Annotated in this window: 21 protein-coding genes; 11 read left to right on the top strand and 10 right to left on the bottom strand. The window is 68.5% G+C overall.

The window, feature by feature from the left end; translation table 11 throughout:
• The first annotated feature begins 7 nt into the window (after positions 1-7).
• Complete coding sequence (gene groL / locus Q0A27_RS05475; RefSeq protein ID WP_291474052.1) at positions 8-1624, top strand: chaperonin GroEL; 1617 nt, start codon at positions 8-10, stop codon at positions 1622-1624.
• Between the two features lie 231 nt (positions 1625-1855).
• Here groL and Q0A27_RS05470 read toward each other — a convergent pair whose 3' ends face one another.
• Positions 1856-2203 carry a WhiB family transcriptional regulator gene (locus Q0A27_RS05470; RefSeq protein ID WP_291474051.1) on the bottom strand — a complete coding sequence of 116 codons (348 nt, stop codon included), beginning with the start codon at positions 2201-2203 and terminating at the stop codon, positions 1856-1858.
• A 425-nt stretch (positions 2204-2628) separates the two neighbouring features.
• On the opposite strand from Q0A27_RS05470, the gene Q0A27_RS05465 reads away from it, so the two are divergent.
• Complete coding sequence (locus Q0A27_RS05465) at positions 2629-3228, top strand: sigma-70 family RNA polymerase sigma factor (RefSeq protein WP_291474050.1); 600 nt, start codon at positions 2629-2631, stop codon at positions 3226-3228.
• Positions 3225-4061, top strand: a complete 837-nt coding sequence (locus Q0A27_RS05460; protein WP_291474049.1) for a hypothetical protein — start codon at positions 3225-3227, stop codon at positions 4059-4061. The genes Q0A27_RS05465 and Q0A27_RS05460 overlap by 4 nt, the downstream gene beginning before the upstream one ends.
• Before the next feature lie 22 nt (positions 4062-4083).
• On the opposite strand, the gene Q0A27_RS05455 is transcribed toward Q0A27_RS05460, so the two are convergent.
• On the bottom strand, positions 4084-4503 hold the full coding sequence (locus tag Q0A27_RS05455) for a DUF5319 domain-containing protein (RefSeq protein WP_291474048.1): 420 nt from the start codon (positions 4501-4503) through the stop codon (positions 4084-4086).
• A 135-nt stretch (positions 4504-4638) separates the two neighbouring features.
• On the opposite strand from Q0A27_RS05455, the gene guaB reads away from it, so the two are divergent.
• From guaB to guaA, 3 genes are read left to right on the top strand one after another with little or no spacing between them, the layout of a single operon-like run.
• Positions 4639-6168 carry an IMP dehydrogenase gene (gene guaB, locus Q0A27_RS05450; RefSeq protein WP_291474047.1) on the top strand — a complete coding sequence of 510 codons (1530 nt, stop codon included), beginning with the start codon at positions 4639-4641 and terminating at the stop codon, positions 6166-6168.
• Between the two features lie 27 nt (positions 6169-6195).
• Positions 6196-7353 carry a GuaB3 family IMP dehydrogenase-related protein gene (locus Q0A27_RS05445; protein WP_291474046.1) on the top strand — a complete coding sequence of 386 codons (1158 nt, stop codon included), beginning with the start codon at positions 6196-6198 and terminating at the stop codon, positions 7351-7353.
• A 51-nt stretch (positions 7354-7404) separates the two neighbouring features.
• Positions 7405-8994 carry a glutamine-hydrolyzing GMP synthase gene (gene guaA, locus Q0A27_RS05440; protein ID WP_291474045.1) on the top strand — a complete coding sequence of 530 codons (1590 nt, stop codon included), beginning with the start codon at positions 7405-7407 and terminating at the stop codon, positions 8992-8994.
• A gap of 31 nt (positions 8995-9025) precedes the next feature.
• Here guaA and Q0A27_RS05435 read toward each other — a convergent pair whose 3' ends face one another.
• Complete coding sequence (locus Q0A27_RS05435) at positions 9026-9463, bottom strand: hypothetical protein (protein ID WP_291474044.1); 438 nt, start codon at positions 9461-9463, stop codon at positions 9026-9028.
• A 411-nt stretch (positions 9464-9874) separates the two neighbouring features.
• Between Q0A27_RS05435 and Q0A27_RS05430 the strand changes: the two genes are divergently transcribed.
• From Q0A27_RS05430 to Q0A27_RS05420, 3 genes are read left to right on the top strand one after another with little or no spacing between them, the layout of a single operon-like run.
• Positions 9875-10612, top strand: a complete 738-nt coding sequence (locus tag Q0A27_RS05430; protein ID WP_291474043.1) for a hypothetical protein — start codon at positions 9875-9877, stop codon at positions 10610-10612.
• Positions 10609-12243 carry a DNA polymerase Y family protein gene (locus tag Q0A27_RS05425; RefSeq protein ID WP_291474042.1) on the top strand — a complete coding sequence of 545 codons (1635 nt, stop codon included), beginning with the start codon at positions 10609-10611 and terminating at the stop codon, positions 12241-12243. Before Q0A27_RS05430 ends, Q0A27_RS05425 begins: the two co-directional genes overlap by 4 nt.
• A gap of 11 nt (positions 12244-12254) precedes the next feature.
• Complete coding sequence (locus tag Q0A27_RS05420) at positions 12255-13580, top strand: sucrase ferredoxin (protein ID WP_291474041.1); 1326 nt, start codon at positions 12255-12257, stop codon at positions 13578-13580.
• A 2-nt stretch (positions 13581-13582) separates the two neighbouring features.
• Here Q0A27_RS05420 and Q0A27_RS05415 read toward each other — a convergent pair whose 3' ends face one another.
• The 4 genes from Q0A27_RS05415 to Q0A27_RS05400 all read right to left on the bottom strand — a co-directional run bounded on the left by Q0A27_RS05415 (position 13583) and on the right by Q0A27_RS05400 (position 17030).
• Positions 13583-14254, bottom strand: a complete 672-nt coding sequence (locus tag Q0A27_RS05415; protein WP_291474040.1) for a hypothetical protein — start codon at positions 14252-14254, stop codon at positions 13583-13585.
• Positions 14255-14398: 144 nt separating this feature from the next.
• On the bottom strand, positions 14399-15094 hold the full coding sequence (locus tag Q0A27_RS05410) for a methionine ABC transporter permease (protein ID WP_291474039.1): 696 nt from the start codon (positions 15092-15094) through the stop codon (positions 14399-14401).
• Positions 15091-16125, bottom strand: a complete 1035-nt coding sequence (locus Q0A27_RS05405; protein WP_291474038.1) for a methionine ABC transporter ATP-binding protein — start codon at positions 16123-16125, stop codon at positions 15091-15093. Before Q0A27_RS05405 ends, Q0A27_RS05410 begins: the two co-directional genes overlap by 4 nt.
• Positions 16125-17030 (bottom strand): MetQ/NlpA family ABC transporter substrate-binding protein, encoded by a 906-nt coding sequence (locus Q0A27_RS05400; RefSeq protein ID WP_291474037.1) that lies wholly within the window; start codon positions 17028-17030, stop codon positions 16125-16127. The genes Q0A27_RS05405 and Q0A27_RS05400 overlap by 1 nt, the downstream gene beginning before the upstream one ends.
• A gap of 281 nt (positions 17031-17311) precedes the next feature.
• On the opposite strand from Q0A27_RS05400, the gene Q0A27_RS05395 reads away from it, so the two are divergent.
• Positions 17312-20446 (top strand): error-prone DNA polymerase, encoded by a 3135-nt coding sequence (locus tag Q0A27_RS05395; protein ID WP_291474156.1) that lies wholly within the window; start codon positions 17312-17314, stop codon positions 20444-20446.
• Between the two features lie 103 nt (positions 20447-20549).
• Here Q0A27_RS05395 and Q0A27_RS05390 read toward each other — a convergent pair whose 3' ends face one another.
• Both Q0A27_RS05390 and Q0A27_RS05385 read right to left on the bottom strand, forming a co-directional pair.
• Complete coding sequence (locus tag Q0A27_RS05390) at positions 20550-21524, bottom strand: MinD/ParA family protein (protein ID WP_291474036.1); 975 nt, start codon at positions 21522-21524, stop codon at positions 20550-20552.
• Positions 21525-22150: 626 nt separating this feature from the next.
• Complete coding sequence (locus Q0A27_RS05385; protein WP_291474035.1) at positions 22151-23503, bottom strand: lipase family protein; 1353 nt, start codon at positions 23501-23503, stop codon at positions 22151-22153.
• Between the two features lie 114 nt (positions 23504-23617).
• Between Q0A27_RS05385 and Q0A27_RS05380 the strand changes: the two genes are divergently transcribed.
• Positions 23618-24712 carry a PHB depolymerase family esterase gene (locus tag Q0A27_RS05380; protein WP_291474034.1) on the top strand — a complete coding sequence of 365 codons (1095 nt, stop codon included), beginning with the start codon at positions 23618-23620 and terminating at the stop codon, positions 24710-24712.
• Positions 24713-24730: 18 nt separating this feature from the next.
• Here Q0A27_RS05380 and Q0A27_RS05375 read toward each other — a convergent pair whose 3' ends face one another.
• Positions 24731-26083, bottom strand: a complete 1353-nt coding sequence (locus Q0A27_RS05375; protein ID WP_291474155.1) for an aminopeptidase C — start codon at positions 26081-26083, stop codon at positions 24731-24733.
• Positions 26084-26097 lie beyond the last annotated feature (14 nt).

Raw genomic sequence — 26097 nt, 5'->3', positions numbered from 1 at the left:
GAGCCCCATGTCGAAGCTCATCGCATTTGACCAGGAGGCCCGCGAAGGCCTCCAGCGCGGTGTCGACACGCTGGCGGACTCCGTGCGCGTCACCCTCGGCCCCAAGGGCCGCAACGTCGTGCTCGACAAGGCCTTCGGTGGCCCGACCGTCACCAATGACGGTGTCACCATCGCCCGCGACATCGACCTCGAGGACCCCTTCGAGAACCTCGGTGCCCAGCTGGTGAAGTCGGTCGCCATCAAGACCAACGACATCGCCGGTGACGGCACCACCACCGCCACCCTGCTGGCACAGGCCCTCATCAACGAGGGCATACGGACCGTCGCCGCCGGCGCCAACCCGCTGGAGCTCAACCGTGGCATCGACGCCGCCGCCGAGAAGGCCCTGGCGTCCCTGCGCGAGCGTGCCCGGCCGGTCGCCGACAGCACCGCGATCGCCAACGTCGCCACCGTCTCCTCCCGTGACGCCGAGATCGGCGCCAAGGTCTCCGAGGCCATGGAGAAGGTCGGCAAGGACGGCGTCCTCACCGTCGAGGAGTCGCAGTCCATCTCCGACGAACTCGTCGTCACCGAAGGTGTCTCCTTCGACAAGGGCTACCTGTCCCCCTACTTCGCCACCGAAGAGGAGACCGGACACGCCGTCCTGGAGAACGCTCTGGTGCTCCTCGTCCGCGAGAAGATCAGCTCCCTGCCTGACTTCCTGCCCGTCCTGGAGCAGGTCGCCAAGTCCGGCAAGGAACTGTTCATCGTCGCCGAGGACGTCGAGGGTGAGCCGCTGCAGACGCTCGTCGTGAACTCCATCCGGAAGTCCATCAAGGCCGTCGCCGTGAAGGCGCCGTACTTCGGTGACCGCCGGAAGGCCTTCATGGACGATCTCGCCGTCGTCACCGGCGGTTCCGTCGTGGACAAGGAGATCGGCGGCAACCTCTCCGAGGTGAAGATCGAGGATCTCGGCACCGCACGCCGGATCACCGTCACCAAGGACGAGACCGTCATCGTCGACGGTGCCGGCACTGCCGCGGACCTCGAGGCCCGCCGTACCCAGATCCGTTCCGAGATCGAGAAGACCGATTCCACCTGGGACCGGGAGAAGCTCGAGGAGCGTCTGGCGAAGTTGTCCGGAGGTGTCGCCGTCATCCGTGCCGGTGGTGCCACCGAGACCGAGGTCAACGAGCGCAAACTGCGCATCGAAGACGCCATCAACGCCGCCCGTGCCGCTGCCCAGGAAGGTGTGATCGCCGGTGGCGGTTCCGTCCTGGTGCAGATCGCCGCGGAGCTCGACGAGTACGCCGCGTCTTTCGAGGGCGACCAGGCCACCGGTGTGAAGGCTCTGGCCCGTGCACTGCGCCGTCCCGCCTTCTGGATCGCCGACAACGCCGGCCTCGACGGTGCCGTGGTGGTCTCCAAGATCGCTGAGCACGCCAACGGTGAGGGCTTCAACGCCGCCACCGGTGAGTACGGCGACCTGCTGGAGCAGGGCATCATCGACCCGGTGAAGGTCACCCATTCCGCGGTCGTCAACGCGACCTCCGTGGCGCGGATGGTCCTGACCACCGAGACCGCTGTCGTGGAGAAGCCGGCTGAGGCTGCCCCCGCCGCGGCCGGCCACGGTCACCACCACTAGGTGTCGCGTCGCCGGGCTGTTTCGCCCGGCACTGGACACGCAGAGAGGCACGGTCCCCGAAACGGGGGCCGTGCCTCTCTGCTGTGCGTGGTCGTTGATCGCTGTCGTGACGGTCATCCGGTTCGGCTCTGCGCCATCCGGCTGTGTCGATCCCGGCAGGAAACCGTCACAACCGGATGGCGCAGGACGCAACGCGATGGCGCAGGGTGGGGCAGAGCCGGTGGTGGCGTCTTACGCGGAGACGCGGACCTCGCGGGCGGTGCGGCTGACTCCGCCGCTGACGCGACCGACGACCCGACCGGTGCGCTGTCGGCGGTCGGCGGCGGCGCGCTCGGACTCGCTCATCCCACCCCAGATGCCGTAGACCTCGCCGACGGCCAGGGCGTGGTCGCGGCACTGTGCCAGCACCGGGCACTCACGGCAGATCGCCTTGGCGCGGTGCTCACGCATCGCACGGGCCCGGCCACGCTCACCGTCCGGGTGGAAGAACACGGCGGAGTCTGCACCCCGGCAGGCACCGCGGAGCTGCCAATCCCAGAAGTCAGAGGTCGGTCCAGGAAGCTGGCTCGGCTGCGGCATGGTGGTTCTCCTCGTGTCGGGGTCTGTGCGGATCTTTCCCGGGATCACGCTGTCGTGATCCGATGACCACAGCTTCGCCGCCGTTCGTGAACGTCACGTAACAGCCTGTTGTTGAGAAGATGTCGAATGTTCGGACCGTGTGTCCGCAACCGGGTAGCCCCTGTGTGTCCCGTATTTCGTCAGGAAACACACGTTAGGACAGGTTTCCGGCCGCGGCAGCGCGAAATGTCACGTTCTACCCCGTTCCGGGGGTGATCTGGGGGGAAGTGCTTTCAGAAACGATGTTGTCGACGCTCTCTCTGAGCGGCTGTCGGGCGTTCGCTCAGTGTTCGTACGGTGCCGTTCCACAGCCGGACCTGTGGTAATTTTCACCGGTGGCCCTGTCATGAGAGGGGGCGTTGAGGGCGACAGACGAAGACAGGACGATGAAAGCTACTGACGACACGGACGAACAGCTCTCGCGGCTGGTCCCGTCAGCGGTGAACGGGGACCGGAGAGCACTCCAGCAGGTCATCGACATCATCCATCCTGCTGTCCTCCGCTACTGCCGCCTGCGCATCCCCGCCACGCGGTACCCCACCCCTGAGGACCTCACCCAGGAGATCTGCCTCGCCGTGGCGAAGGCCCTGCCCGGGTACAGGGAGGAGGGGCGCCCCTTCATGGCCTTCGTCTACCGCATCGCCGCGAACAAGATCGTGGACGCCCGCCGCTCCCAGGGACGCGACCTGTCGGTGCCCACCGACGAGATCCCGGACAATGAAGTCACACAGGACACCCCGGAAACGCTGACACTTGACCGGAGTTCGTGTAACGAAGTCTCAGACCTGCTCGATGTGCTGGGAGAGAAGGCGCGCAGGATCGTCTCCCTCAGGGTCTTCGGCGGTTACTCCGCCGAGGAGACCGCAGCCATGGTCGGCTCGACGGCCGGAGCGGTGCGAGTCGCACAGTTCCGGGCGCTGGCGAAGATGCGGGCGGTCCTTGAGGAACGTGACGGCGGGCACGAGGATGCGAGGACACAGGAATGAACGACCGGGACATGGAGAGCGTGAACGGCGCCGGAGATGCCGACGCCGTCATCAGGCTCGACAGGCTGCTGGACGCAGTTGCCGCGGGGGAGCGACCCGAGACCGATGACCGGCTTCTCGGTCTGCTCGCTGACGCCCGTGCGGAGCTGGACGCGGCGGACACCGCCGCCCCGGTGACCCCGCCGGACATCAACGCCCTGCTGGACGCTGATGCGGCGGTCACCCCGATCGACTCTGGGCGTCACCGTCGCGGCCTGGGGTTCACCGGCCGTGCTGCGGCGGCCGGCGGTATCTCGGTCACCGGCATGGTGATCGCCGGTGGTGTGGCCGCAGCCATCGCCGTCGGTGGATTCGGTGTCGCCGCCTACCACGGTGCGATCCCGGGCATCCCCGCCCGCAACGAGGTCGTCGATGGGCGGCAGAACCACCCGGAGGATGAGACGGTCGTGGGGTCCGGGTCCGAGCGGTCCTCGACCCCCGGTGCGTCCTCGTCCTCCGCGTCCGAGTCCGCGAGCGATGAGCCCTCGGAGTCCGGGACCACCAGTGCCACGGAGAGCGACGGCTCGTCCACCGGCACGGAGAGCAGCACGGACCCGACCGAGGGCGGCGGGACCACGGAGCCCACTGAAGGAACGGACGAGTCCGGGGAGCCCAGCGACCCGGACGGGACGGAGGCCCCCGGCGAGGGGGAGGACCCTACCTGGACTGAGCCGGAGACGCCGGGTGGGACGTCCGACGCCGACGTGCCGTCGGAACCGGGCGTTCCCTCGACCGACAAGGTCGACGACGGCACCACCGGCCAGGCTGCGGCCGGGGCCATCGCCGGCTCCTAGTCGCAGCAGCAGGGGAGGGGGATCAGAACCGGAACCGGGGGTTGCTGGCCCGGTGCTCCTGCTCGATCCAGTCGACGGCGTCCGCGTAGCCGGCGCAGTACTCCCAGGACACGTAGAAGTCCGGGTCGGGGGCGGCGCCGGGTTCGTGGACCGGGACGGCGTCCCCGCTGAGGAGGGTGGAGATGTTGGCCAGGATGATCGGCCAGTCGTAGTAGTGGAGCTCGTCGCAGTCGTCGCACAGCATCGAGATCCCGCGGACGCCGCGGGGCTCGAGCAGCTGGCGGAAGCGGCGGACATTGGTCAGGTCCTCCCGCAGCAGGGCCCGCTCCTCGTCGGAGACCGGCCCTTCGGGATAGTCGTCGTCGGGCTCCAGGAACGACGCCGGGTCATTCGGGTCCCCGGCGAAGGGGTCCGGAGGCATCAGCGCGTCATCGTAGTTCACACCGTCCACCGTACAGGTCTGCTCCGGCACCGCAGTAGAGGCAATGCTGGACGCGTGGACGCCGGGGGTTATTCTGGTGCGTACACGGTTGCGCGGGACCGGCGACAACCACGGATGCAGGAGGAACTCAAGGGCATGACCGACGCTCAGTACGTGACCACCGGAGGCGACGACCCGCGGAAGGTGGAGCTAGTCGGCCTGACATTCGACGATGTGCTGCTGCTTCCCGCAGCCTCGGACGTCGTCCCGTCCAATGTGGTCACGAAGACCCAGTTGACCCGCAACATCACCCTCAATGTGCCGATCATCTCCGCGGCGATGGACACCGTCACCGAGGGTCGGATGGCTGTGGCGATGGCCCGCCAGGGCGGCATGGGGATCCTGCACCGCAACCTGTCCATCGCGGACCAGGCGGAGCAGGTCGAGATCGTCAAGCGCAGCGAGGCGGGCATGGTGTCCGACCCGGTGACCTGCACCCCCGACATGACCATCGGCGAGGTGGACGCACTCTGCGGCCGTTACCGCATCTCCGGTCTGCCGGTCGTGGACGCCGAGGGCATGCTCGTCGGCATCTGCACCAACCGTGACATGCGCTTCGAGGAGGACTTCTCCGCGAAGGTCGCCGACGTCATGACCCCGATGCCGCTCATTGTCGCCGAGGAGGGCGTCTCCGCCGACGCCGCCCTGCGTCTGCTGAGCCAGCACAAGGTCGAGAAGCTGCCGATCGTCAACGGCGCGGGCAAGCTCACCGGCCTGATCACCGTGAAGGACTTCGCCAAGCGCGAGAAGTTCCCGAACGCCGCCAAGGACGGCTCCGGTCGCCTGCTGTGCGGTGCCTCCATCGGTACCGGTGAGGATTCCCTGCGCCGCGCCGGCACCCTCGTTGACGCCGGTGTGGACGCCCTGGTCGTCGACACCGCCCACGCCCACAACACCGGCGTGCTCGAGATGGTCGCCCGTGTGAAGAAGGAGTTCGGCGACAAGATCGACGTCATCGGCGGCAACCTCGCCACCCGTGGCGCGGCCGAGGCCATGATCGAGGCCGGCGCGGACGCCCTCAAGGTCGGTATCGGCCCAGGCTCGATCTGCACCACCCGCGTTGTCGCCGGCGTCGGTGCCCCGCAGATCACCGCGATCCTCGAGGCTGCGGTGCCCGCCCGGAAGGCCGGCGTCCCGATCATCGCCGACGGTGGCATGCAGTACTCCGGTGACATCGCCAAGGCGCTGGCCGCCGGTGCGTCCTCGGTGATGCTCGGCTCCCTGCTCGCCGGCACGACCGAGGCCCCGGGTGAGATCACCGTGGTCAACGGCAAGCAGTACAAGATGTACCGCGGCATGGGTTCGCTGGGTGCGATGAAGGGCCGTGGCCTGCACGGCGAGCAGCGTTCCTACTCCAAGGACCGCTACTTCCAGGCCGACGTCACCAGCGAGGAGAAGCTGGTGCCGGAGGGCATCGAGGGTCGTATCCCCTTCCGCGGGGACGCCGGAGCGATCGTCTACCAGATGGTCGGCGGCCTGCGTGCCGCGATGGGCTACACCGGGTCCCGTACCGTCGCCGAGCTCAATGACGCACACTTCGTGCAGATCACCGGCGCCGGTCTGCGCGAGTCCCACCCGCATGACATCACCATGACCGTCGAGGCCCCGAACTACTACCAGCGCTAACCAGGCGCGGATCAGAAGGATCACCACATGCAGGATCAGGTCAGCATCGGCATGGGCCGCACGGCCCGTCGGGTCTTCGGCCTCGACCAGGTCGACATCGTCCCGTCCCGTCGTACCCGCTCGTCCCATGACGTGGACACCACCTGGAAGATCGACGCCTACCGCTTCGATATCCCGGTGATGTCCCACCCGTCGGATGCCGTGGTCACCCCGGAGTTCGCGATCGAGTTCGGGAAGCTCGGCGGTCTGCCGGTCATCAACGCCGAGGGACTGTGGGGTCGCCAGGCCGACCTCGAGGGCGCGCTGGAGAAGGTCCGCACCGCGGCCGGTGGGGATGACCCGTTGGGCGTGCCGGAGCCGGACTTCGCCGCCCAGGCGGTGCTGCAGGAGCTGCATTCCGTCCCGGTGGACGCCGGTCTGCTCACCGAGCGCATCGCCCAGGTCCGTGACTCCGGTGTCACCTTCGGTGTGCGAGTCTCCCCGCAGCACGCCCGTGAACTGGCCCCGGCCCTGATCAGGTCGGGTCTGGACCTGCTGGTCATCCAGGGCACGCTGATCTCCGCCCAGCACGTCTACTCCGACGGTGAGCCGCTGGACCTGCGCGATTTCGTCGGTTCCCTCGATGCCCCGGTCATCGCCGGCGGCGTGGTGGACTACTCGACCGCCAAGCACCTCATGCGCACCGGTGTCGCCGGTGTCATCGTCGGTGCCGGCACCACGACGAACACCTCGACGCTGGGCATCGACGTGCCGATGGCCACCGCCATCTCGGACGCCGCGGCCGCCCGCCTGGATTACCTCGACGAGACCGGTGGACGCTACGTCCACGTCATCGCCGATTCCGAGCTGCAGTCCTCCGGCGACATCGCCAAGTCCATCGCCTGTGGCGCGGACGCGGTGTCCCTCGGTGCGCCGCTGGCCCTGGCGGAGAGCTCCGGCGGACACGGCTACTTCTGGCCGTCGGTCGCCGCCCACCCGCAGCTGCCCCGTGGCGAGGTCGACGCGGTCACCGGACTCTTCGGTTCCCCGTCCACGGACGCCCTGCCGCTGGAGAAGCTGCTCTTCGGTCCGACCGACAACCCCTACGGCCGGGAGAACCTCGTCGGTGGCCTGAAGCGGTCCATGGCCAAGTGCGGTTACACCGACCTGAAGAGCTTCCAGAAGGCTCCGCTGGTCGTGCGCTAGTCGGGTGACCTGGTAGCGGTCGGGGCGGGGCGTCCGGTAAGGTGGGGGACCGTGACGCACCCAGAGAACCCCAGTACGCCGGGTAACCCACGCCCGGTCCTCGTGGTGGACTTCGGGGCCCAGTACGCGCAGCTCATCGCCCGCCGCGTCCGTGAGGCCCGGATCTACTCCGAGGTTGTCCCGCACACCATGTCCGCCGAGGACGTCGCCGCGAAGAATCCGGCGGCCCTGATCCTGTCCGGTGGCCCCTCCTCCGTCTACGCCGACGGCGCCCCTGCCCTGCAGCCCGGTCTGCTGGAGCTCGGCGTCCCGGTCTTCGGCATCTGCTACGGCTTCCAGGCCATGACCCATGCCCTCGGCGGTACGGTCTCGCAGACCGGTGACCGTGAGTACGGCCGCACCGATATCACCGTCGACGGTGGTTCGCTGCACACCGGTTTCGAGGGGACCCACAAGGTCTGGATGAGCCACGGGGACGCCGTCTCCGCAGCTCCGGAAGGCTTCGAGGTCACAGCGCACTCCGAGGGTGCCCCGGTGGCGGCCTTCGAGTGCCCGGCGAAGCAGATGGCCGGCGTGCAGTACCACCCCGAGGTGCTGCACTCCCCGCACGGCCAGGAGGTGCTGGCCCGCTTCCTCTACGAGACCGCCGGGCTGGAGCCGACCTGGACCGCCGGCAATATCGCCGAGCAGCTCATCGAGGCCGTCCGCGAGCAGGTCGGTCCGGAAGGACGCGCGATCTGCGGCCTGTCCGGTGGCGTGGATTCCGCCGTGGCCGCCGCTCTCGTCCAGCGTGCCATCGGCGACCGCCTGACCTGTGTCTTCGTCGACCACGGCCTGCTGCGTAAAGGTGAGCGGGAGCAGGTCGAGACCGACTTCGTCGCCGCGACCGGTGCCAAGCTCGTCACCGTCGACGAGCGCGAGGCGTTCCTGTCGAAGCTGGCCGGGGTCTCCGATCCGGAAGCCAAGCGTAAGGCCATCGGCGCGGAGTTCATCCGTTCCTTCGAGCGCGCCGTCGCCGGCGTCCTCGATGACGCCCCGGAGGGTGCCGGCGTCGACTTCCTCGTCCAGGGCACCCTGTACCCGGACGTCGTGGAGTCCGGTGGCGGTTCCGGTACCGCGAACATCAAGAGCCACCACAATGTGGGCGGTCTGCCGGACGACGTGGAGTTCACGCTCGTCGAGCCGCTGCGTCTGCTGTTCAAGGACGAGGTCCGTGCGGTCGGTCGCGAGCTCGGTCTGCCCGAGGTCATCGTCGGCCGTCAGCCCTTCCCCGGCCCGGGCCTGGGGATCCGCATCATCGGTGAGGTCACCGCGGAGCGTCTGGACATCCTCCGTGAGGCGGACGCCATCGCCCGTGAGGAGCTCACCGCCGCCGGCCTGGACAACACGATCTGGCAGTGCCCCGTCGTGCTGCTGGCCGACGTCCGCTCCGTCGGCGTCCAGGGTGACGGCCGTACCTACGGTCACCCTGTGGTGCTGCGTCCGGTGTCCAGTGAGGACGCCATGACCGCCGACTGGACCCGTGTGCCCTACGAGACGCTCGAGGTGATCTCCACCCGCATCACCAATGAGGTGGCCGAGGTCAACCGCGTGGTGCTCGACGTGACGAGCAAGCCGCCGGGAACCATCGAGTGGGAATGACGCGTCCGTGAGCTGACGCGTGTGGCCCGGGTCAGCTGCGGACGGGCAGCTTCTCGGCGTTCCGTGTGCCGTCGATGAAGGGGATGATCAGCCAGCTGTAGGCCGCGCCGACGACGGCGATGCCGAGGCCTGCGAACCAGTTGCCCAGCTCGAATCCGGGGACGAGCATGAGGGCGAGCCACAGTGGCAGCAGCGGGATGAGCTGGCTGAACTTCGTGGTGTAGCGGTGACCCCGGGACTCGACGGCCTTGCGCACGTCACGACGGTAGGGGTGGCTGAAGATCCACAGCAGGCCGGCGCCGAGGAAGCCGATGAGCAGGGCCGCCTGGACGGTGCGGTCCAGGGGCGTGGCGAGTGCGCCGACGCCGAGGCCGAAGAGTGCGGCTGCTCCGATCCTCAACTCGGTCGGGGTGTCCGGGACCGGTGCGGGGGTCGGGGTGACCTTTCTCTTCCGTGCCTTGTTCGCCATGCCCGGCAGTCTACCGGGTGGGCCCGGTGCTCAAGTGAGGTACGGGGAGGTGGGAGGTCAGCCAGCCGTTCATCGCGACCCAGGCAGGGACGGAACCTTCGGGCGTCCATCCGTTGGGGGTGGAGATTCCACCGGAGTTCTCGGGAGATCCCGGGCGGCCGGGTCGGTGGCGGCGGGTCCGATGCTGAGGCGTCGGGTGGCGCGGGCATGGTGTTCTCCTGAAACGGTTGAAAGTGCATGCGCCCCCGGAACCACGGACGATCCCCGACTGTGACAAGGGGGTTTGACGATGTATATCGAACGGGTGTTTGATGGTCTATACCGGCTGATACGGCACTGTCCGGCGCCCACGGTACAACGGTGGGGACTGCAAATCACCAGTTCAGAACAAGTGACAAGGAGGTTGGCGGCATGGTTGACGTGGCGGAGAAGGCAGATGCTCCACTCGCTGATGTGGTCGATGACCTGCGTCGTCGGATCACCCTCATCACCGGGGAGCCGCAGGCTGCTCCGACGCCCGGACCGCTGCAGGAGGTGACCCCCGTTGACCACCCGGTCTCCCCGGCGTCCGACGCTCTCGGCGTCCCCTCCTGGCTGGGACGCCACCTCACCCGCGGCGGCTTGCCCCGTGGTGCGGTCACCGACGCCGCCGACTGCCCCGCAGCCCTCATCGATGTCCTCGCCACGGTCACCGCGTCCGGCGGGTGCGCGGCCGTGGTCGGCTACCCGCAGCTCGCCCTCGCCGCGGTGGAGGCGGCCGGCGGGGACCTCGACCGGACTGTCGTCATCCCCGACCCGTCGCCGCACACCGGTGCAGTGCTCGGCACCCTTGTGGAGGGCCTGGACCTGGTCCTGCACCACACGGTGAAACCCGTGGCTCCCACCGCAGCCCGCCCGGTGGACGCCCGGTTGCGCCGCAGCAGCTGTGCTCTCGTGGTCATCGGTGGTTGGCCGGGAGCCCGACTGCACCTCGACTGGCGGGTGGACGGCGTCACCGGCCTGGGACGGGGCTCCGGACGGATCCGTGGTGTGACCCTCACCGGTCGGGCCCGCGGTCAGGGCCAGCCGCCGGTGAGCTTCCGGGAGAGTCTCGGCGGGTCCGTGACGCAGCCTGCGACATCCTCCCGTCTGCTGGAGCGTGCGCTGTGAGGACCATCGCACTGCGGTTCCCGGACTGGCCGGTGTACGTCATCGCCTGGGCGCAGGGCTGGGACCTGCTCGCTCCGGCGGCGGTGGTCGACAACCACCGGATCGCCGCAGCCAACAGGGCCGCCCGGCACGCCGGGGTGAAGGTCGGAATGAAGGCCCGGCACGCTCTCGGCGTCTGCCCGTCCCTGACCGTCGCCGAAGAGGACGCCGAGGCAGAGGCCACCGCCCATGAGGAGGTACTCACCGGCCTGGAGCAGGTCACCGCGTCGGTGGAGACGTTGCGTCCCGGACTGCTCGCTGTGCCCGCCGGGTCGCTGACCCGCTACTACGGCTCCGAGGAACAGGCGGTGGAACTGCTGGTGGACGCCGCCGCCCGTGCCGGTGTGGACTGTGTCCCCGGTGTCGCCGATGACCTGGTGACGGCCGTGTGGGCGTCCTTCACCGGGACTGTGCTCGCCCCCGGGGCGTCGGCGGCGTGGGTAGCCACGCAGCCGGTCGGCATTCTCACCGCAGAACCGGTACTCGGTGCGCCGACGGTGATGGTGGAGACCTTGTCCGACCTGGGCATCCGCACGCTCGCGGACTTCGCCGCCCTGCCGCGTCGCGATGTCGTCGGACGCTTCGGAGCGGACGCCGCCACCTGGCACCGTATCGCCGCGGGGGAACCCGAACGCACCGTCTCTCCGGTACAGGTCACCGGGCAGCCACAGGTCCACGTGGAACCGGATGAACCGGTGACTTCGACCGAGGCGGCCGCCTTCCTCGCCCGGCGGGCCGCAGCTCAACTGCACGCCGCACTCGCCGCCGCCGGGTCGGCCTGTCTGCGACTGTCGGTGACGGCCACGCTCGCGCCGCCGGAGAGCTACGCCGGGCCGGCCAGTGTGGAACGGCTGTGGCGGTGCCGGGAGCCGCTGGGGGAGGAGGACACCGCCCAGCGGATCCGGTGGCAGCTCGACGGGTGGCTGACCAGGGTCAACGGGCGCGGCGGCGGTAGTGACCACAGCAGTGACAGCAGTGACAGCAGCGACGGCACAGCGGACGCCGCAGGTATCCGTTCGGTCACCCTGATCCCGGTCGAGTGCGTCCCGGCCGGGGATGTCGTCGAGACCCTGTGGGGTGGACCAGACGACGGTATCCGTGCCGCCCGGGCCGCCGCCGCCCGGGCCCAGGCACTCATCGGTACCCGGGCGGTGCTGCGTCCGGTACACCGGGGCGGGTACACCGTCACCGGAGGTGTCGTCACCGTGCCCTACGGCGAGGAGGATCCCGAGGAGGTGCAGGCCCTGCCCACCCGGCACTGGGAGGGCGCGGTGCCTGCACCGTTGCCCGGGCTGCTGGCGTCCGGAGGCGGGAAGGTCCACCTGCTCGACGGGACCGGTGCGGAGGTGCAGGTCAGCGGACGTGGGCTGCTCAGTGCCGCCCCGGACCGGCTGGTGCGTGGTGATCGGAGTGACCGGGGAGGCAGGAGTGTGGCCGTCACCGGCTGGGCCGGACCGTGGCCGGTCGATGAACGCTGGTGGGACGCGCCCTCCGCCCGTCGCTACGCCCGGCTGCAGATCGCGACCGACGAACCCGGGGCGCATCTGCTGCTGTGCCGTGACAGTTCCTGGATCATCGAGGGGAGCTACTAGAATCTGCAGGTATGTCCACCATACGAAATCCCCGGTCAGGCACGTCGCAGTCGTGCTCCGACGTGACCGTGGAGCCGCTGCCCGGCACCGCCAAGTCCGGCGGCCTCATCCTCGCCCTGGAGTACACCCGCGGGTGGGGTAGGGACATCCTCGATGGCGAGGCGCTCGGTAAGGAACTCACCGGGCAGATCAAGCGGTACCTCAAGACCTACCGCGCCCAGCTGCAGTTCATCCGGCGTCCCGGCCGGGCCGGGCAGCAGGAGCGGGACCGCGTGGCCCTCTACATCGCCGACGCGACCGCCGAGCCTCCGACACTCGAGTACCTCGAACTGGGAAGCCCGGAGGATCTGCTGCAGGTCGACCTGTCCACGCCCGGCTCGGTGCCCGGGGCTGTGCGGGTCGACCACCCGCTGCTGCTGGTCTGCACCCACGGCAAGCGCGACATGTGCTGCGCGGTGAAGGGGCGTCCGCTGGCCGGTGGGCTGCACCGGGCCTATCCGGAGATCGCGTGGGAGTCCTCCCACACCAAGGGGCACCGCTTCGCCCCGTCGATGATCCTGCTGCCGTGGAACTACTCCTTCGGCACCCTCGACCTCCCCGGCGCGTCGGCCATGCTCGACGATGTCCTCGCCGGGCGACTCCCGGTCACCGGCAACCGTGGCCGTGGGACGCTCGACTCCCGAGCCCAGGTCGCCGAACTCGCCGTCGCCGCGGTGCTGGCTGAGGCGGGGGATCCTGCGGCACCCGGTGAGCTGCAGGTGGCGCCGTACCTGGAGTACAGCGAGCATCCGCTGGACGCTCCGGTCGCGTCGGAGGAACCGGAGCGGGCCACCACCCCGGCCACGTCGGCCACTGATACCCCTGACCCCGCAGAGACCTACGCGGCCGTCGCCGCGATGGTGCCCGAAGAGCTGCGCCGCCGGGCCGGGGAACTGATGACCCAGCGCATCGAGATGAAGATCACCGGACGCTACGAGGAACTCAAGGCGCTCAAGCGCCAGGGGTACTTCCAGCCCGTCTACGACTACGAGCGGGCGGTGAAGGAGGCCGCGGTCGCCCACGGCGTCTACGGCAGGTACAGCAGGTACGGGAAGTACAGCGCCTACGCGAGGACCGGTGTCGCCGGTGGGGCAGGGGAGCGGCGTCCCACGACGAGCCGGAAGGACGCCCCGTTGTTGGTGGCGCGGGGAACTGGCGAGGACGCCCGCTCATGGCGGGTGACCCTGGAGTCGCAGCGCTGCTACCCGGTGATGTCCTCCTGCGGCGACAAGCCGAAGGAGGGGCGGTCCTGGGTCGCCACCGAGGTGGTGGAGCTGGCCGCTGACGTCACTGCCTGACGTCACCGCCTGATGTCGATGACCAGGCGGGTGGGGTCGTCCAGGGTGGTGGCGGAGATGTCGTCGAGTGTGATGTCGCCGTCGGTGAGGCCGATGACGAGGAGCTGGGTCCCCTCGAAGGCGCCCATGGCCTTCACTGAGGCGACGGAGCCTGCCGGGATGCCGGTGACCGAGGGCTCCACGCCGTTGTAGGTGATGCCGTGGACGGCGACGGTAAGTGCCTGGGCGCCGGTGTACTCCACAGGGAAGCCGGAACCGTCGGCGGTGGGGTTCTCGGTGAGACGCAGGGCGGAACCCGGGGTGCCGGTGCCGTCCATCTCGAGGACGATGCGGTCGTAGCCGTCGTGGGTGCCGGCGCGGACCTCGGTGATGTCGAGCCGGGTCCCGGGGCCGGGCATCGTGTCCTCAGGTGGCCCCTGGGATGGGGGAGAAGGTTCCTCGGAGTCGTCGGTGTCGTCACCGTCACCGGGATAGCCCGGGTTGTCTGTGGTGCCGGGGTCCTCCGGAGTGTCCGTCACCCTGTCCGTGACCGTCTGCGTCACGGTGTCGGTGGGGTCTGCGGTGGTGGTGGCGTCCCCGTCTGTCCCGTCGTCACCGGAACAGGCGAGGAGCCCACCGACGACCACCAGGGACGCGAGTGCCCCGGAGATTCTGGTCGGTCGGTAGATGTTCATGGTTTCCACGGTAGTTTCGCCGGCCATAGACAGGACACCCCCGGATACGGCCCCTGGTCAGGTCATGCCCACCGACAGCAGACAACCCCGCCGGGTCGGTGTGAACGACCTGGCGGGGTTGAATGCCGGAAGAAAACGGTTGCTCTAGCGGCGCATGATCCTGCGCGCCAGCCAGTTACCGAAGAGCTGCGCGATCTGGACGATGACGATGATCACGACCAGGGTCACGTAGGTGACGTTGTTGTCGAAGGCACGGTAGCCGTACTGGATGGCGAAGTCGCCCAGGCCGCCGGCGCCGACGTAGCCTGCCATGGCGGACATGTCGACGATGGCGATGAACATGAACGTCGCGCCGAGGATCAGCGGGCCGAGCGCCTCGGGGATGATCACCGTGAAGATGATCCGCAGCGGCGACGCGCCCATCGCCCGTGCCGCCTCGATCACACCGGGGTCGATGCTCACGAGGTTCTGCTCGACGATACGGGCGGCGCCGAAGGCGGCGGCGATGATGATCGCGAAAGTTGCGGCGTTGATGCCGAGGATCGATCCGACCACGACCTTCGTCAGCGGACCGAGGGCGGTCAGCAGGATGATGAACGGGACCGGCCGGACAATGTTGACCAGCACGTTGAGGGTCCAGAACGTCGGCCGGTTGGCCAGCACGCCGCCCTTGCGGGTGGTGTACAGCAGAATGCCGATGATCAGGCCGGCCAGACCACCGCCGACCAGACCCCAGATCGCCATGTACAGCGTCTCGCCGATGGCGTCCTGGAAGATGGGGGACAGATAGTCCCAGTCGGTGTCCTTGGCGAGCACGAGAGTGTCGAGAGTGTCAGTCATCGGATCTCCTCGATCTCGGTCGTGGTGGACAGGGCGCGGTAGAAGTTCTCCACGGCGTCCTTCCCGGCGTCATCCTCGGCGGTCATCCGCACGGTGAGACGACCGAAGGAGTGGGACTGCAGCGTGGTGACACCACCGTGGACGATGTTCACGGACACGCCCGCCCGCTCGACCTCGGAGACAGCGTGGAAGAATCCGGCGCCCTCCTTCATGGTGACCGTGAACAGACGTCCCACACCGGTGTTGAGGTCGGAGGCCTCCACGAGGTCCGGGGTGTTGCGCAGGGACGTGGCGACGAAGTTCGCCGCTGTGTCGGTCTGCGGGTTCGAGAAGACGTCGTAGACGCTGCCCTGCTCCACGACGCGGCCGTTCTGCATCACGACGACCGCGTCGGCGATGGTGCGGACGACCTCCATCTCGTGGGTGATGACCACGATGGTGATACCGAACTCCTCGTTGACCTTGCGCAGCAACTCCAGCACCTCGTGGGTGGTGGAGGGGTCCAGTGCGGAGGTCGCCTCGTCGGCGAGCAGCAGGGAGGGGTTGGTCGCCAGTGCACGGGCGATGCCCACACGCTGCTTCTGTCCACCCGAGAGCTGCTCGGGCCAGGACTTCCCCTTGTCGGCCAGGCCGACGAACTCGAGGAGCTCCTTCACCCGGGTCTCGCGCCCGGCCTTGTCCATGCCCTGCAGCTTCAGGGGGTAGGCGATATTACCGGCGACGGTACGGGAGGTCAGCAGGTTGAACTGCTGGAAGATCATCCCGATGTCGCTGCGGACCTCGCGGAGCTTGCGCTCGGAGTACCCGACGATGTTCTTGCCGTCGAGCAGGATCTCACCGTTGTCGGGGACGTCCAACCCGTTGATCTGACGGACCAGGGTGGACTTGCCGGCACCGGAGTAGCCGATGATGCCGACGATGGACCCGCCGGAGACGGTGATGGAGACGTCGTCGAGGGCGACGATCTCCTTCTTGCCCTGGCGGAACGTCTTGTTGACGTTCCGGAATTCTACTTCGGTGCCGGTGCTCATCAGTCCTCGCTGGTTCCCTGCTCGCGGAACTGCTCCTCGGTGTCCTCGAGGATCTTGTTGAGCTCGTCCTGGGACTTGCCGGTGACCTCGACGGCGGAACCGGAGGTGTCCTCCTGGACGGCCTTCTGGACCTCGGGGTCGTGGAAGATCTCGACGAGCTTGAGGTAGTCCTCGTTGTCGACGTCATCGGCGCGGGCGGCCCAGACGTTGATGTACGGGGCGGCGGCCTCGTCATCCGGGTCATCCTTGATGATCGCGTCATCCGGGGTGACGCCGGCGTTGATCATGAAGTTGTTGTTGATCGCGGCAATCGCACCGTCGTTGTAGGCGATGGCGGTCTGTTCGGCGGCAACGGCATTGACCTTCACCTTGGACTTGGCGGTGTCGATGTCCGCCGGGGTCGGCGCGACGACGTCATCGGACTTCAGGGTGACCAGACCGGCCTTCTCGAGCACGAAGATGGCACGGCCACCGTTGGTGTTGTCATTGGGGATGACGACCTCGCCGGCCTTCTCGATGTCCTCGACGGTCTTGGCCTCCTTGGAGTAGATGCCCATCGGGAAGATCTCGGTGGCGCCGAGGACCTTGAGGTCGGTACCGGACTCGACGTTGTACTGCGCGAGGAACTGGATGTGCTGGAACTGGTTGACGTCCAGGTCGCCCTCGTCCAGGGCCTTGTTCGGCATGTTGTAGTCGCTGAACGGTGTGACCTCCACGTCGAGGCCGGCCTCGGAAGCCTTCTCCTTGAAGACCTTCCACTGGCTCTGGCTGGCCTCGGTGGAGCCGATGACGATGGTTCCACTGTCGCTGTCATCGGACGCGCAGGCGGTGACCCCGGCGGTGAGGCCGAGGGCGACGGTGACTGCGGCCGCGGTGCGGATCAGCGGGTTGCGGCGGATGTGCATGGGTTCTCCTGTGCTGGTGATGCCGGAAACGTCAGTACCCGGACGGTGCCGGGACGATTGTAGTAGTAGTACCGCGTAATGAACCGCTCTGTCTAGTTGAGTTCCGTTCGAGGTGGACGGAAATCCGGCAGCTCCGCGCTAGTATCGAACATGTGAACGACCGTCCGCGCAGTTTCAGCAACCACGCAGCCCTCAGCTGGTCGCGGCTGGAGCGCCTGCTCTCCGGGAAGGACGCCGGCCCGCTCCACGCCGTCGGCTTCGGTGAGGGAGGACGCGAGACGTTGTGGAAGACACGGCAGGACGCCCCGGAGACGGCGTCCTCCACGATCCCCTTCGCCGAGCTCCATGCGGCAGGGTCCTACAACTTCCTCCGTGGTGCCGGTGAACCCGACGACATGGTCGCCACCGCCCGACGTCTCGGTCTCACCGCCCTGGCCCTCGTAGACCGGGACGGCTTCTACGGTGCCGCCCGCTTCGCCACCGCCGCCGCTGAACAGGGGTTGGCCACCGTCTTCGGTGCCGAGCTCAGTCTCGACGGCACCGGGGACAACATCGACACTGCACCGCTCACCGTCCTGTGCCGTGGCCAGGAAGGCTACCGGCGACTGTCCCACGTCCTCACCGACGCCCACCTCGGCACCGGCGGCCACCGCGACAAGGAGACACTGACCTACCCTGACCTGCCGGTCCTCGCCGCGCAGGCAGACGGCCACTGGCTCGTCCTCATCGACCACCGGAACCGGGACGCGGCGTCCCGCATCATCGACTCCTTCGGGACCGCACACTGCGTCATTGAACTGCAGCTCACCATGAGTCCGGCGGACGCCGACCGCAACGCCGCCCTCCACGACCTCGCCGTCTCCCACGGCCTGCGCGAGATCGTGTCGACCGCTGCCACCTGCCCGACCCCGGCGTCCTCCCGGCTGGCCGGGGCGAAGGCTGCGCTGCACGACCGCCTCGACGTCCATGACGCGGCACCTGTGACCCACCCGCTCGGCGGCTCCTGGCTGCACTCCGGCGAGGAGATGCTGGCGATGGCCGGAGACTGCGACTGGCTGCGAGAGGCCGTGGCGACCAGTGTGGAGGTGGCCGCCGAGTGCACCTTCACCCTCAACCTCGTCGCCCCGGAACTGCCGCACGCCGACGTGCCCGAGGGATACACCGACATGGGCTGGCTGGTCGAGCTCACCCGCCGGGGAGGGGAGGAACGCTACGGCAGCCGGGCCGCCAATCCCCGCGCATGGGAGGTCATCGACCACGAACTGGAGGTCATCGAGGGCCTCGGCTTCCCCGGCTACTTCCTCATCGTCCACGGCATCGTCGACTTCTGCCGACGCTCCGACATCTTCTGCCAGGGCCGCGGCTCGGCGGCGAACTCCGCGGTCTGCTTCGCCCTCGGGATCACCAACGTGGACGCCGTCGCCGCCGACCTTCTGTTCGAACGGTTCCTCTCCCCGGAGCGGGACGGCCCGCCGGACATCGACCTCGACATCGAATCGACCCGCCGCGAGGAGGCCATCCAGTACGTCTACCGTCAGTACGGTCGCGACAACGCCGCCCAGGTCGCCAATGTCATCACCTACCGGCGCAAAGGTGCGTTGCGGGACGCCGCCCGGGCGCTGGGCCACGACCCCGGACGGGTGGACGCCTGGTCGCGCAAGGTGGAGGACCCGCCCGAGGTGGTCACCGACCTGGCGTCCCAGCTCGTCGACCAGCCCCGCCACCTCGGGATCCACTCCGGCGGCATGGTCATCTGCGATCGACCGGTGGCTGACGTCGTGCCGGTGGAATGGGCGCGCAAGACCGACCGTTCGGTGGTGCAGTGGGACAAGGACGACTGTGCCGCCGTCGGCCTGGTGAAGTTCGACCTGCTCGGCCTCGGCATGCTCGAGGCGCTGCACCACTGTGTGGACCTTGTCGAGGAGACGACGGGGGAACGCATCGAACTGTGGCAGCTCACCCCGACCGACCCGGAGGTCTACGCCATGCTCTCGCGGGCGGACGCGGTGGGCGTGTTCCAGGTCGAGTCCCGTGCCCAGCTCGCGACCCTGCCGCGGCTGAAACCCCGGACCTTCTACGACCTGGTGGTGGAGGTGTCGCTCATCCGGCCCGGCCCGATCCAGGGCGGCTCGGTGCACCCCTACATCCGGCGACGCAACGGCGAGGAGGAGGTCACCTACGACCATCCCTGCCTGGAACCGGTGCTGAAGCGCACCCTGGGCATCCCGCTGTTCCAGGAACAGCTCATGCAGCTCGCCGTCGTCGCCGCCGGGTTCAGCCCGGCTGAGGCGGATACGCTGCGCCGCGCCATGGGCTCGAAGCGCTCACCGGAGAAGATGGAGCGGATGCGTTCCCGGTTCCTCGCCGGCTGTGCCGAGCTCAACGGCCTGGTCGGGGAGGTGGCGGAGCGGCTGTGGGACAAGATCATCGCCTTCGCGTCCTACGGTTTCCCGGAGTCCCACGCACAGTCCTTCGCCTCGCTGGTCTACTTCTCCGCCTGGTTCAAGTGCCACCACCCCGCGGAGTTCTGCGTGGCGCTGCTGCGCGCCCAACCCATGGGCTTCTATTCACCGCAGTCGCTGATCTCGGACGCCCGGCGCCACGGCGTCCCCGTTCTACCGGTGGACGTCAACGTCTCCGGTGTGGAGGCCGGTGTCGAGAAGGTGGAGGACGCCGGGAGCGACGCTGCGGTGTGGGCGATCCGCCCCGGGCTGGCATCCGTGCGTGGACTCGGGGACGAGGCGGCGTCTGACCTGGTGGAGGCCCGTGACCGGGTCGGTGAGTTCCAGACGGTCGCTGACCTGTCGCGTGAGGCCGGGCTGGGCGTGGACCGGGTCGTGGCACTGGCACGCGCCGGAGCCTGCGACTCCCTCGGGCTGACACGGCGTCAGGCGGTGTGGGCCGCGGGCCAGGCTGCGACGGAACGGCCCGGGATGCTGCCGGGGACGTCCGTGGCGTCGACCCCGGCGCTGCCGGGGATGAGTGCCTTCGAGCTGGCCGCGGCCGATATCGCCGCGACGGGGGTCACCACCGACGGGCATCCGGTGCGGCTGCTCCGGGAGCGGCTGGACGCCTGGCCGGGGCCGTTCCCTGTGGTGCCGGCGTCCTCGCTGCTGTCGGTGGAGGACGGACGCCGCATCCTCGTCGCCGGAGTGGTGACGCACCGGCAACGGCCGATGACCGCAGGTGGGGTGACTTTCCTCGGCATGGAGGACGAGACCGGGCTGGTCAATGTGATGGTGTCGCCGGGACTGTGGCGCTCGCAGCGTGAGGTGGCCTCGGGTGCGCGGATGCTCATGGTGCGCGGGATCGTGGAGAACGGCAACGGCGCGGCGACGGTGCGGGCCGACCGCCTCGAGGTGCTGGAGGCGGGGGAGGCCCAGGCCCTCGCCGGCCGCTCCCGCGACTTCCGGTGACGTGGGCTCCGTCATCGGATCAGAAAGGTGTCACCAGCCGGAACTGGTAACACTTTCCCTGACTGCGCTCTGACTGCATACGTGACTACGTGAGTCCAGCCGGTCACACTGCTGCGTGCCGGTGCCAGGACGCGAAGTCTTCCGCGACAACCGCCGCCAGCTCCCGGAACGCCGCCGTGGTCGCCGGCTGCAGCCGATCCAGGTCCACGACCGCGCCCTCGGACAGGTGCCGGTCGAAGGGCACCGTGCACACCGCCCGGGTGCGCGACTCGAAGTGTGTGGCCAGCACCCCCGGATCCACCGACGCCTGCCCCGGATGCGCCCCGGAGACCACGACGACAGCATTGGCGGCCAGCGTCCCGTGGCCGTGCGCCTCCAGCCAGTCGAGCGTCGCCTCGGCGGACTGCGCTCCGTCGAGCGCCGGCGACGTCACCAGTACCAGCGTGTGCGCCAGATCCAGCACCCCGGTCATCGCCGAATGCATCAGGCCGGTACCGCAGTCAGTGAGAATGATGTTGTAGTGGTGTTGGAGGATGTCGACGGTGCGCCGGTAGTCATCCTCACTGAAGGCCTCCGACACGGCCGGGTCCCGGTCGGAACCGATGACCTCCAACCTGCTCGACGCCTGGCTCATGCACGCCTTCACCTGCGGGTACCGCGAGGCGTCCGGAACTGCGAGCAGATCCCGGACCGTCGGCGCACCGTCCGTGTCCACGACCCGTCGGGCCAACGTCCCCAGGTCCGGGTTGGCGTCCACCGCCACGACCCGGTCACCGCGGGTGGAGGCGAAGATCCCGCCGAGCGCCACCGTGGTCGTCGTCTTGCCGACACCACCTTTGAGGCTCATCACGGCGATCCGGTAGTCGCCGCGCAGTGGCGTCCTTATCCTCTCCCGGAGTTCGCGCGCCTCGATCTGACGTTGCGACTCACCCGGATTCACCCGGCCACGTGACAGGCGGTGCAGCACACGCCGCCAACCGTCCGGCGGCGAAGCGTCCACCGCTCCCAAGAGCGCCTGCGAACCCAGCGCATCCGACACATTTCCCGACAAATCCCCGTTGCTTATTCCCCCGGTCATGTTCACGACCGTACCGTACAGTGATCGACAGGGAAAGCATTTCGGGGAAGAAATAGGAGAACGGGGAGCAGCGGAACCATGGGGTACCAGGGGACGGAACTGGACAGGCGGACCGGCCTGGAGCACCTCGCCCCGCTGCATGTGGTGCAGTGACCGCGACCGGTACGGCTCGAGGAGGTCGGGCGGAAGGCGACCTCCGAATCGGTGGCAGAGACACATGGGGCAGGTCAACGGCCTGTGGGTGCCGAAGCAGAATCTGCGGGACGCCACACTCGTCTCACTCGGCGCGCAGTCGCACCCATGTGGTCCGGCGAATGAGTCGGACGCGCTGACCAGGGCGAGGCTGTGCCATGTGCAGCATCCGCACTGGGTGGTGTCGGGGTGGACGGCGGTGGCGCAGCGGGGGCTGGAGTACTTCGTCGACGACGCGGATACCTCGGTACTGGCCGGTGGAGTCAGTACGGTCGCCGCGTCCTCGTCGGAGATCACCCGACGCCGGAAAGCACGCGCGCTCGGGCAGATCCCCACCTACCGCATCGACCCCGGAGTTCCGGGACCTGCAGGTGACGCCGCCGGTGCTGACCCTGATCCACTGCCTGAAGCCACTGTGGAACGGGGACCAACTCCTAGAACTGGCCGCAGTTGTTCGGTGCCGGGACGTCGTTGAAGCGGTCGTTGATGTACTGGAAACCGGTGCCGACCTGGGTGATCATCGGCACCGCGTGGTTGATGACGAACTTCGGCAGGATCGACGGGGTCTCGTCGGTCGTGAACTTCACGGTGCCACCGGAGGAGCAGTAGTCGGCGGCGGTGTCGCGGGCCTGGGACCAGGGGATGGTGTCGTCGTTGCGGCCGTTGACCATGAGCATCGGGGCGTTCAGCTCCCGCGAGCCCAGCTTGTAGTTGTCGTCGAGAAGCACAGAGCGCAGCCGCTCATCGTCACGGACGATCTCGGCGAAGGAACGGCCGTCCTTGGTCAGGGTGCGGGTGTCTCGCAGTGCCCAGTTGAAGACCGAGTTTCCGATGCACTCGTCTGCGGTGGAGGCCATGAAACGCTTGCCCTCCGCATTGAAGTACTCATCCTGCAGGGGGGCGAGCTCCGGGTGACGGGCCATGGCGCCGTTGAGTGCGTAGCCGAGTACACCGGTGATCGCGTGCTGGTCGATAGCACCGGCGACGGACTCGAGGTCGGCCGGCGGGGCACCGGCGAAGGTGCCCTTGACGTTCAGCTCCGGAGCGTAGGACGCCGCGTGCTCGGCGGCACCGGCGGCAGCACCACCACCCTGGGAGTAGCCGTAGAAGGCGACCGGGGAGTCGGCGGGAGCACCGGAGTGGGCGAGGCCGGCGCGCGCGGCGTCGAGGACGGCGTGGCCCTCCTCAGTGTGGTTGACGTAGGTGTGCTGGCCCGGGGTACCGAGGCCGATGAGGTCGGCGACGATGACGCGGTAGCCCATGGCGGAGGCGGCGGCGTAGAAGGGGTACTCGTAGTTGAGGTTCACCGCGGCGTTGGACAGGTTGACCCCGGCGAACTGGGCACCTGCACGGGAGGGGGCACAGTCGTCGCCGGCACCGCGGGTGCCCGGGGCGAAGACGATGGTGGGGGTCGGACCCTTACCGGTCCACTGTCCGGTGGGTTCCAGGACCACACCACTGGTGGCGACCTTCTCACCGTCCTGGGTGGTGGAGGTGTACAGGATCTTGTCGGCCCGACCCGGGGCGTCCCCCACGTCGAAAGCGTCGAGCAGCTGCGGGGCGAACTGCGAGCGGATCAGCGACCCCGGGGTATCGGGGATCTCGGAGGGTGGAGTGTAGAAGGAGTCGGACGCGGGCTGCGCGATGGACGGGTCGGCGTCCACCATCGACGGTGGGACGCCCGGGGCGGCGACGGCGCCACCTGCGGCGGCGACGGTGCCGAGGGCGAGGGCGGTGACGGCGGTGGCGGAGAGGACAGCGGCGGAGGACCGGCGGAAGATGCTCATGAGAGGAATAATATAGTGTTCGAAATCACAATGTCCGCATAATGAACAGAATGCTCTCACCAGGTCTGAGCGTGGCACGTTGACCTGGCACCGGTGAGTCGATAGAACGGTGGGGTGTACCCCACTCACCGCCCTTCCTGCCCAGGACTCCGCAACCGTCGCCTCCGGATCTCCGGGGGCGTCCTCGCGCTCGCCCTCACGGCGGGGGTGGCCGTCGTCTCCTCGCAGTCGGCGGTCGGGGAGGCCCCGGAAGTGCTGGACTCCTACCGGAACCAGCGGATCGCCGAGTCCGCCGCCATCACCGGCTCGGACAATACGACGACCGGTGCCGCAGAAGCACCGATCGGTGAGGGGAAGAAGCTCGACGGCCCCGCCCCCGGCGACTCCACGACGATCACGCTGCACAGTGGTGACAGGGACCGCACCGCGATCCTCTCGGTACCGAAGGACTACTACCCGAACACGCCGACCCCGGTGCTCTTCGCCTACCCGGGCTACAACCAGACCGCGGCCGACATGCAGAAGTTCGCCGCACTGGACAAGTTGCCGGCGATCGTCGTCTACATGCAGGGCGTGGGGGATGCCTGGGAGGGCGCGCCCTACGCGAAGACCTCCGACGGTGAGGATCTCGGCTTCACCAAGGACATGCTCGCCGCGGTGAACAGCACCTACAACGTGGACGCCTCGCGGATCTACGCCACGGGCATGTCCAACGGCGGCGGGTTCGCGGCGAAGCTGGCGTGCCGTGCCCCCGAGATCTTCGCGGCGACGGCCTCGGTCTCCGGCGCCTACTACCCGGGCACCGGCGGCAACTGTGAGAATCCGGCGACCTCTTTCCTGGACATCCACGGGGTGCAGGACGAGACCATCGGGTACGCGGGAGGAAGCCGGCACGGCACGACCTACCAGCCGGCCCGTGAGCGGGCGGAGGCGGTCGCTGCGCGCAACGGCTGTTCCCCGGACCCGGTGTCCACGGCCCTGGCCGGTGACGTGCGCCGGGTGCAGTGGCCGATGTGCCGGAGCGGACGCGACGTGGTCCACCTCCGGGTCGGCGACGGTGGACATACCTGGCCAGGTGACTCGACGGGCACCTCCGGCGGTGCAGAGGGGACCGCTGCCAGTGACACCGCGGAGGCGACGAGTTACTCGCTGGACGCCACGACCGAGGTCTGGGCGTTCGTCAGCTCGCACCGGCTCGCCGCGCGCTAGCCGGAGCGCTGGAAACAGCTAGTCGGCCAGCGCCCCCATCGGGTCCCATGCGGGCAGCACATGCGGGGTGGCGTCGGAGGCCCAGGCGTCCCGGTACTCCTGCGGCAGCCGGTCGGGGTGGACGGCGATGACGAAGACGTACTCGTCGAACCATGAGCTGCCCGGAGTGTCGTTCATCGTCCAGAAGCCCTTGTCGGCGTTCTTGGAACCCCAGGAGTTCTCCACACGCCACTTGACCGGGGTACCGGATTCGTCGAGGTCCACGCCGGTGATGACCATGGCGTGGGTCATCAGTGATTCGCCGGTGAGGACGCGGGCCTGCTTGTCGAGCGCCTCCACACCGAGTTCCACCTGGTAGAAGCCGGTGTAGTCGTGAAGGTGTGCGTCCCAGACGCCCTTGTCGCGGTCGGACTGGGCGACGGTGTCACAGCCGAACCAGACGGGGCGTCCTTCCTGGAGCGCGGCGACCGCGGCGTCCTTGAGGACGGAGGACGGGGCGTTGAGATAGGTGACCGGGGCGGCGCCGACGACATTGCCGAGGTACTCGACGGTGAATTTCTCGCCGTAGGGGGAGGAGTCGCGCGGGTCGTTGACCAGGCAGACGTACTCGCCGAGGTCGGCGGGCACGTACTTCGCCGCGAACTCCAGCGGGGTGAGCGTGCCCTCGCGGTGGAACTCGTCGTTCTTGTCGCGGTACTGCCAGACGAACTCCTCCGGCGGGACGCCCAGGTGGGCGGTGAGGATCCGGTGGACCTCACCGAGCGCGGCGCGGTGAGCGGTCGCCCCGTCACCACCCTCGGCGATCTCGGCGCGGATCCGCAGCGCGCCGGTGCGGGTGGCGGTGGAGATGTCGCGGTTCATCTTCGCGGTGTGCGAGGACGACCAGGTCTCCGGCATGGCGTACTTCGGGACGATGCCGTACTTCTCGACCAGCGCGACGAACATGTTCCACTGCCCGCCGTCCTCGGCCGGGTGGTCCAGCAGGTGCTGGACAGTCCGGTCGTCGAGCGGTCGGTCAGCGAGCTCGACCATCGCGGTGAGCAGGTAGTTCGCTTTCTCCAGTTTGTCCCAGTAGTGCAGCCAGGACTGCGAGTACTCGAGGTCCTTGATGCCGGTCTCGTCCATGGCGTCGCCGCGCACGGAGTTCAGTCCGGCGAACAGCCAGCACCGACCGGAGCGCTGCTGGTCGGCGACGGTCCACTGGTCCAGCTTCACCGACATGGAGTGGTCGGCGGACGCCAGGATCTCCCGGTCGAGGGTCAGTTTCTGCACGTCCGCGGCCGTCGCGGCATTACGGGCGACCCTCCAGGACGCGTCGGACGCCAGGTCCGCGGCGAATCCGGCGAGGGTGTCTGTGTTGATTCCGTTCATCTTCTCACTCTTCT

The organism is Corynebacterium sp. (assembly GCF_022712275.1).
Taxonomy (GTDB): Bacteria; Actinomycetota; Actinomycetes; order Mycobacteriales; family Mycobacteriaceae; genus Corynebacterium.
Note: the sequence above shows the minus strand (reverse complement) of the source record. Positions and strands in the feature narration are given on the sequence as shown.

Excerpts from the sequence above, each read along its gene's own strand:
- Q0A27_RS05460 (WP_291474049.1), top strand. The coding sequence starts at position 3,225 with ATGAACGACCGGGACATGGAGAGCGTGAACGGCGCCGGAGATGCCGAC.
- Q0A27_RS05465 (WP_291474050.1), top strand. The coding sequence starts at position 2,629 with ATGAAAGCTACTGACGACACGGACGAACAGCTCTCGCGGCTGGTCCCG.
- Q0A27_RS05420 (WP_291474041.1), top strand. The coding sequence starts at position 12,255 with ATGTCCACCATACGAAATCCCCGGTCAGGCACGTCGCAGTCGTGCTCC.
- Q0A27_RS05400 (WP_291474037.1), bottom strand. The coding sequence starts at position 17,030 with ATGCACATCCGCCGCAACCCGCTGATCCGCACCGCGGCCGCAGTCACC.
- groL (WP_291474052.1), top strand. The coding sequence starts at position 8 with ATGTCGAAGCTCATCGCATTTGACCAGGAGGCCCGCGAAGGCCTCCAG.
- Q0A27_RS05430 (WP_291474043.1), top strand. The coding sequence starts at position 9,875 with ATGGTTGACGTGGCGGAGAAGGCAGATGCTCCACTCGCTGATGTGGTC.
- guaB (WP_291474047.1), top strand. The coding sequence starts at position 4,639 with ATGACCGACGCTCAGTACGTGACCACCGGAGGCGACGACCCGCGGAAG.
- Q0A27_RS05405 (WP_291474038.1), bottom strand. The coding sequence starts at position 16,125 with ATGAGCACCGGCACCGAAGTAGAATTCCGGAACGTCAACAAGACGTTC.
- Q0A27_RS05415 (WP_291474040.1), bottom strand. The coding sequence starts at position 14,254 with ATGAACATCTACCGACCGACCAGAATCTCCGGGGCACTCGCGTCCCTG.
- Q0A27_RS05470 (WP_291474051.1), bottom strand. The coding sequence starts at position 2,203 with ATGCCGCAGCCGAGCCAGCTTCCTGGACCGACCTCTGACTTCTGGGAT.
- Q0A27_RS05375 (WP_291474155.1), bottom strand. The coding sequence starts at position 26,083 with ATGAACGGAATCAACACAGACACCCTCGCCGGATTCGCCGCGGACCTG.
- Q0A27_RS05410 (WP_291474039.1), bottom strand. The coding sequence starts at position 15,094 with ATGACTGACACTCTCGACACTCTCGTGCTCGCCAAGGACACCGACTGG.
- Q0A27_RS05435 (WP_291474044.1), bottom strand. The coding sequence starts at position 9,463 with ATGGCGAACAAGGCACGGAAGAGAAAGGTCACCCCGACCCCCGCACCG.
- Q0A27_RS05385 (WP_291474035.1), bottom strand. The coding sequence starts at position 23,503 with ATGAGCATCTTCCGCCGGTCCTCCGCCGCTGTCCTCTCCGCCACCGCC.
- Q0A27_RS05390 (WP_291474036.1), bottom strand. The coding sequence starts at position 21,524 with ATGACCGGGGGAATAAGCAACGGGGATTTGTCGGGAAATGTGTCGGAT.
- Q0A27_RS05445 (WP_291474046.1), top strand. The coding sequence starts at position 6,196 with ATGCAGGATCAGGTCAGCATCGGCATGGGCCGCACGGCCCGTCGGGTC.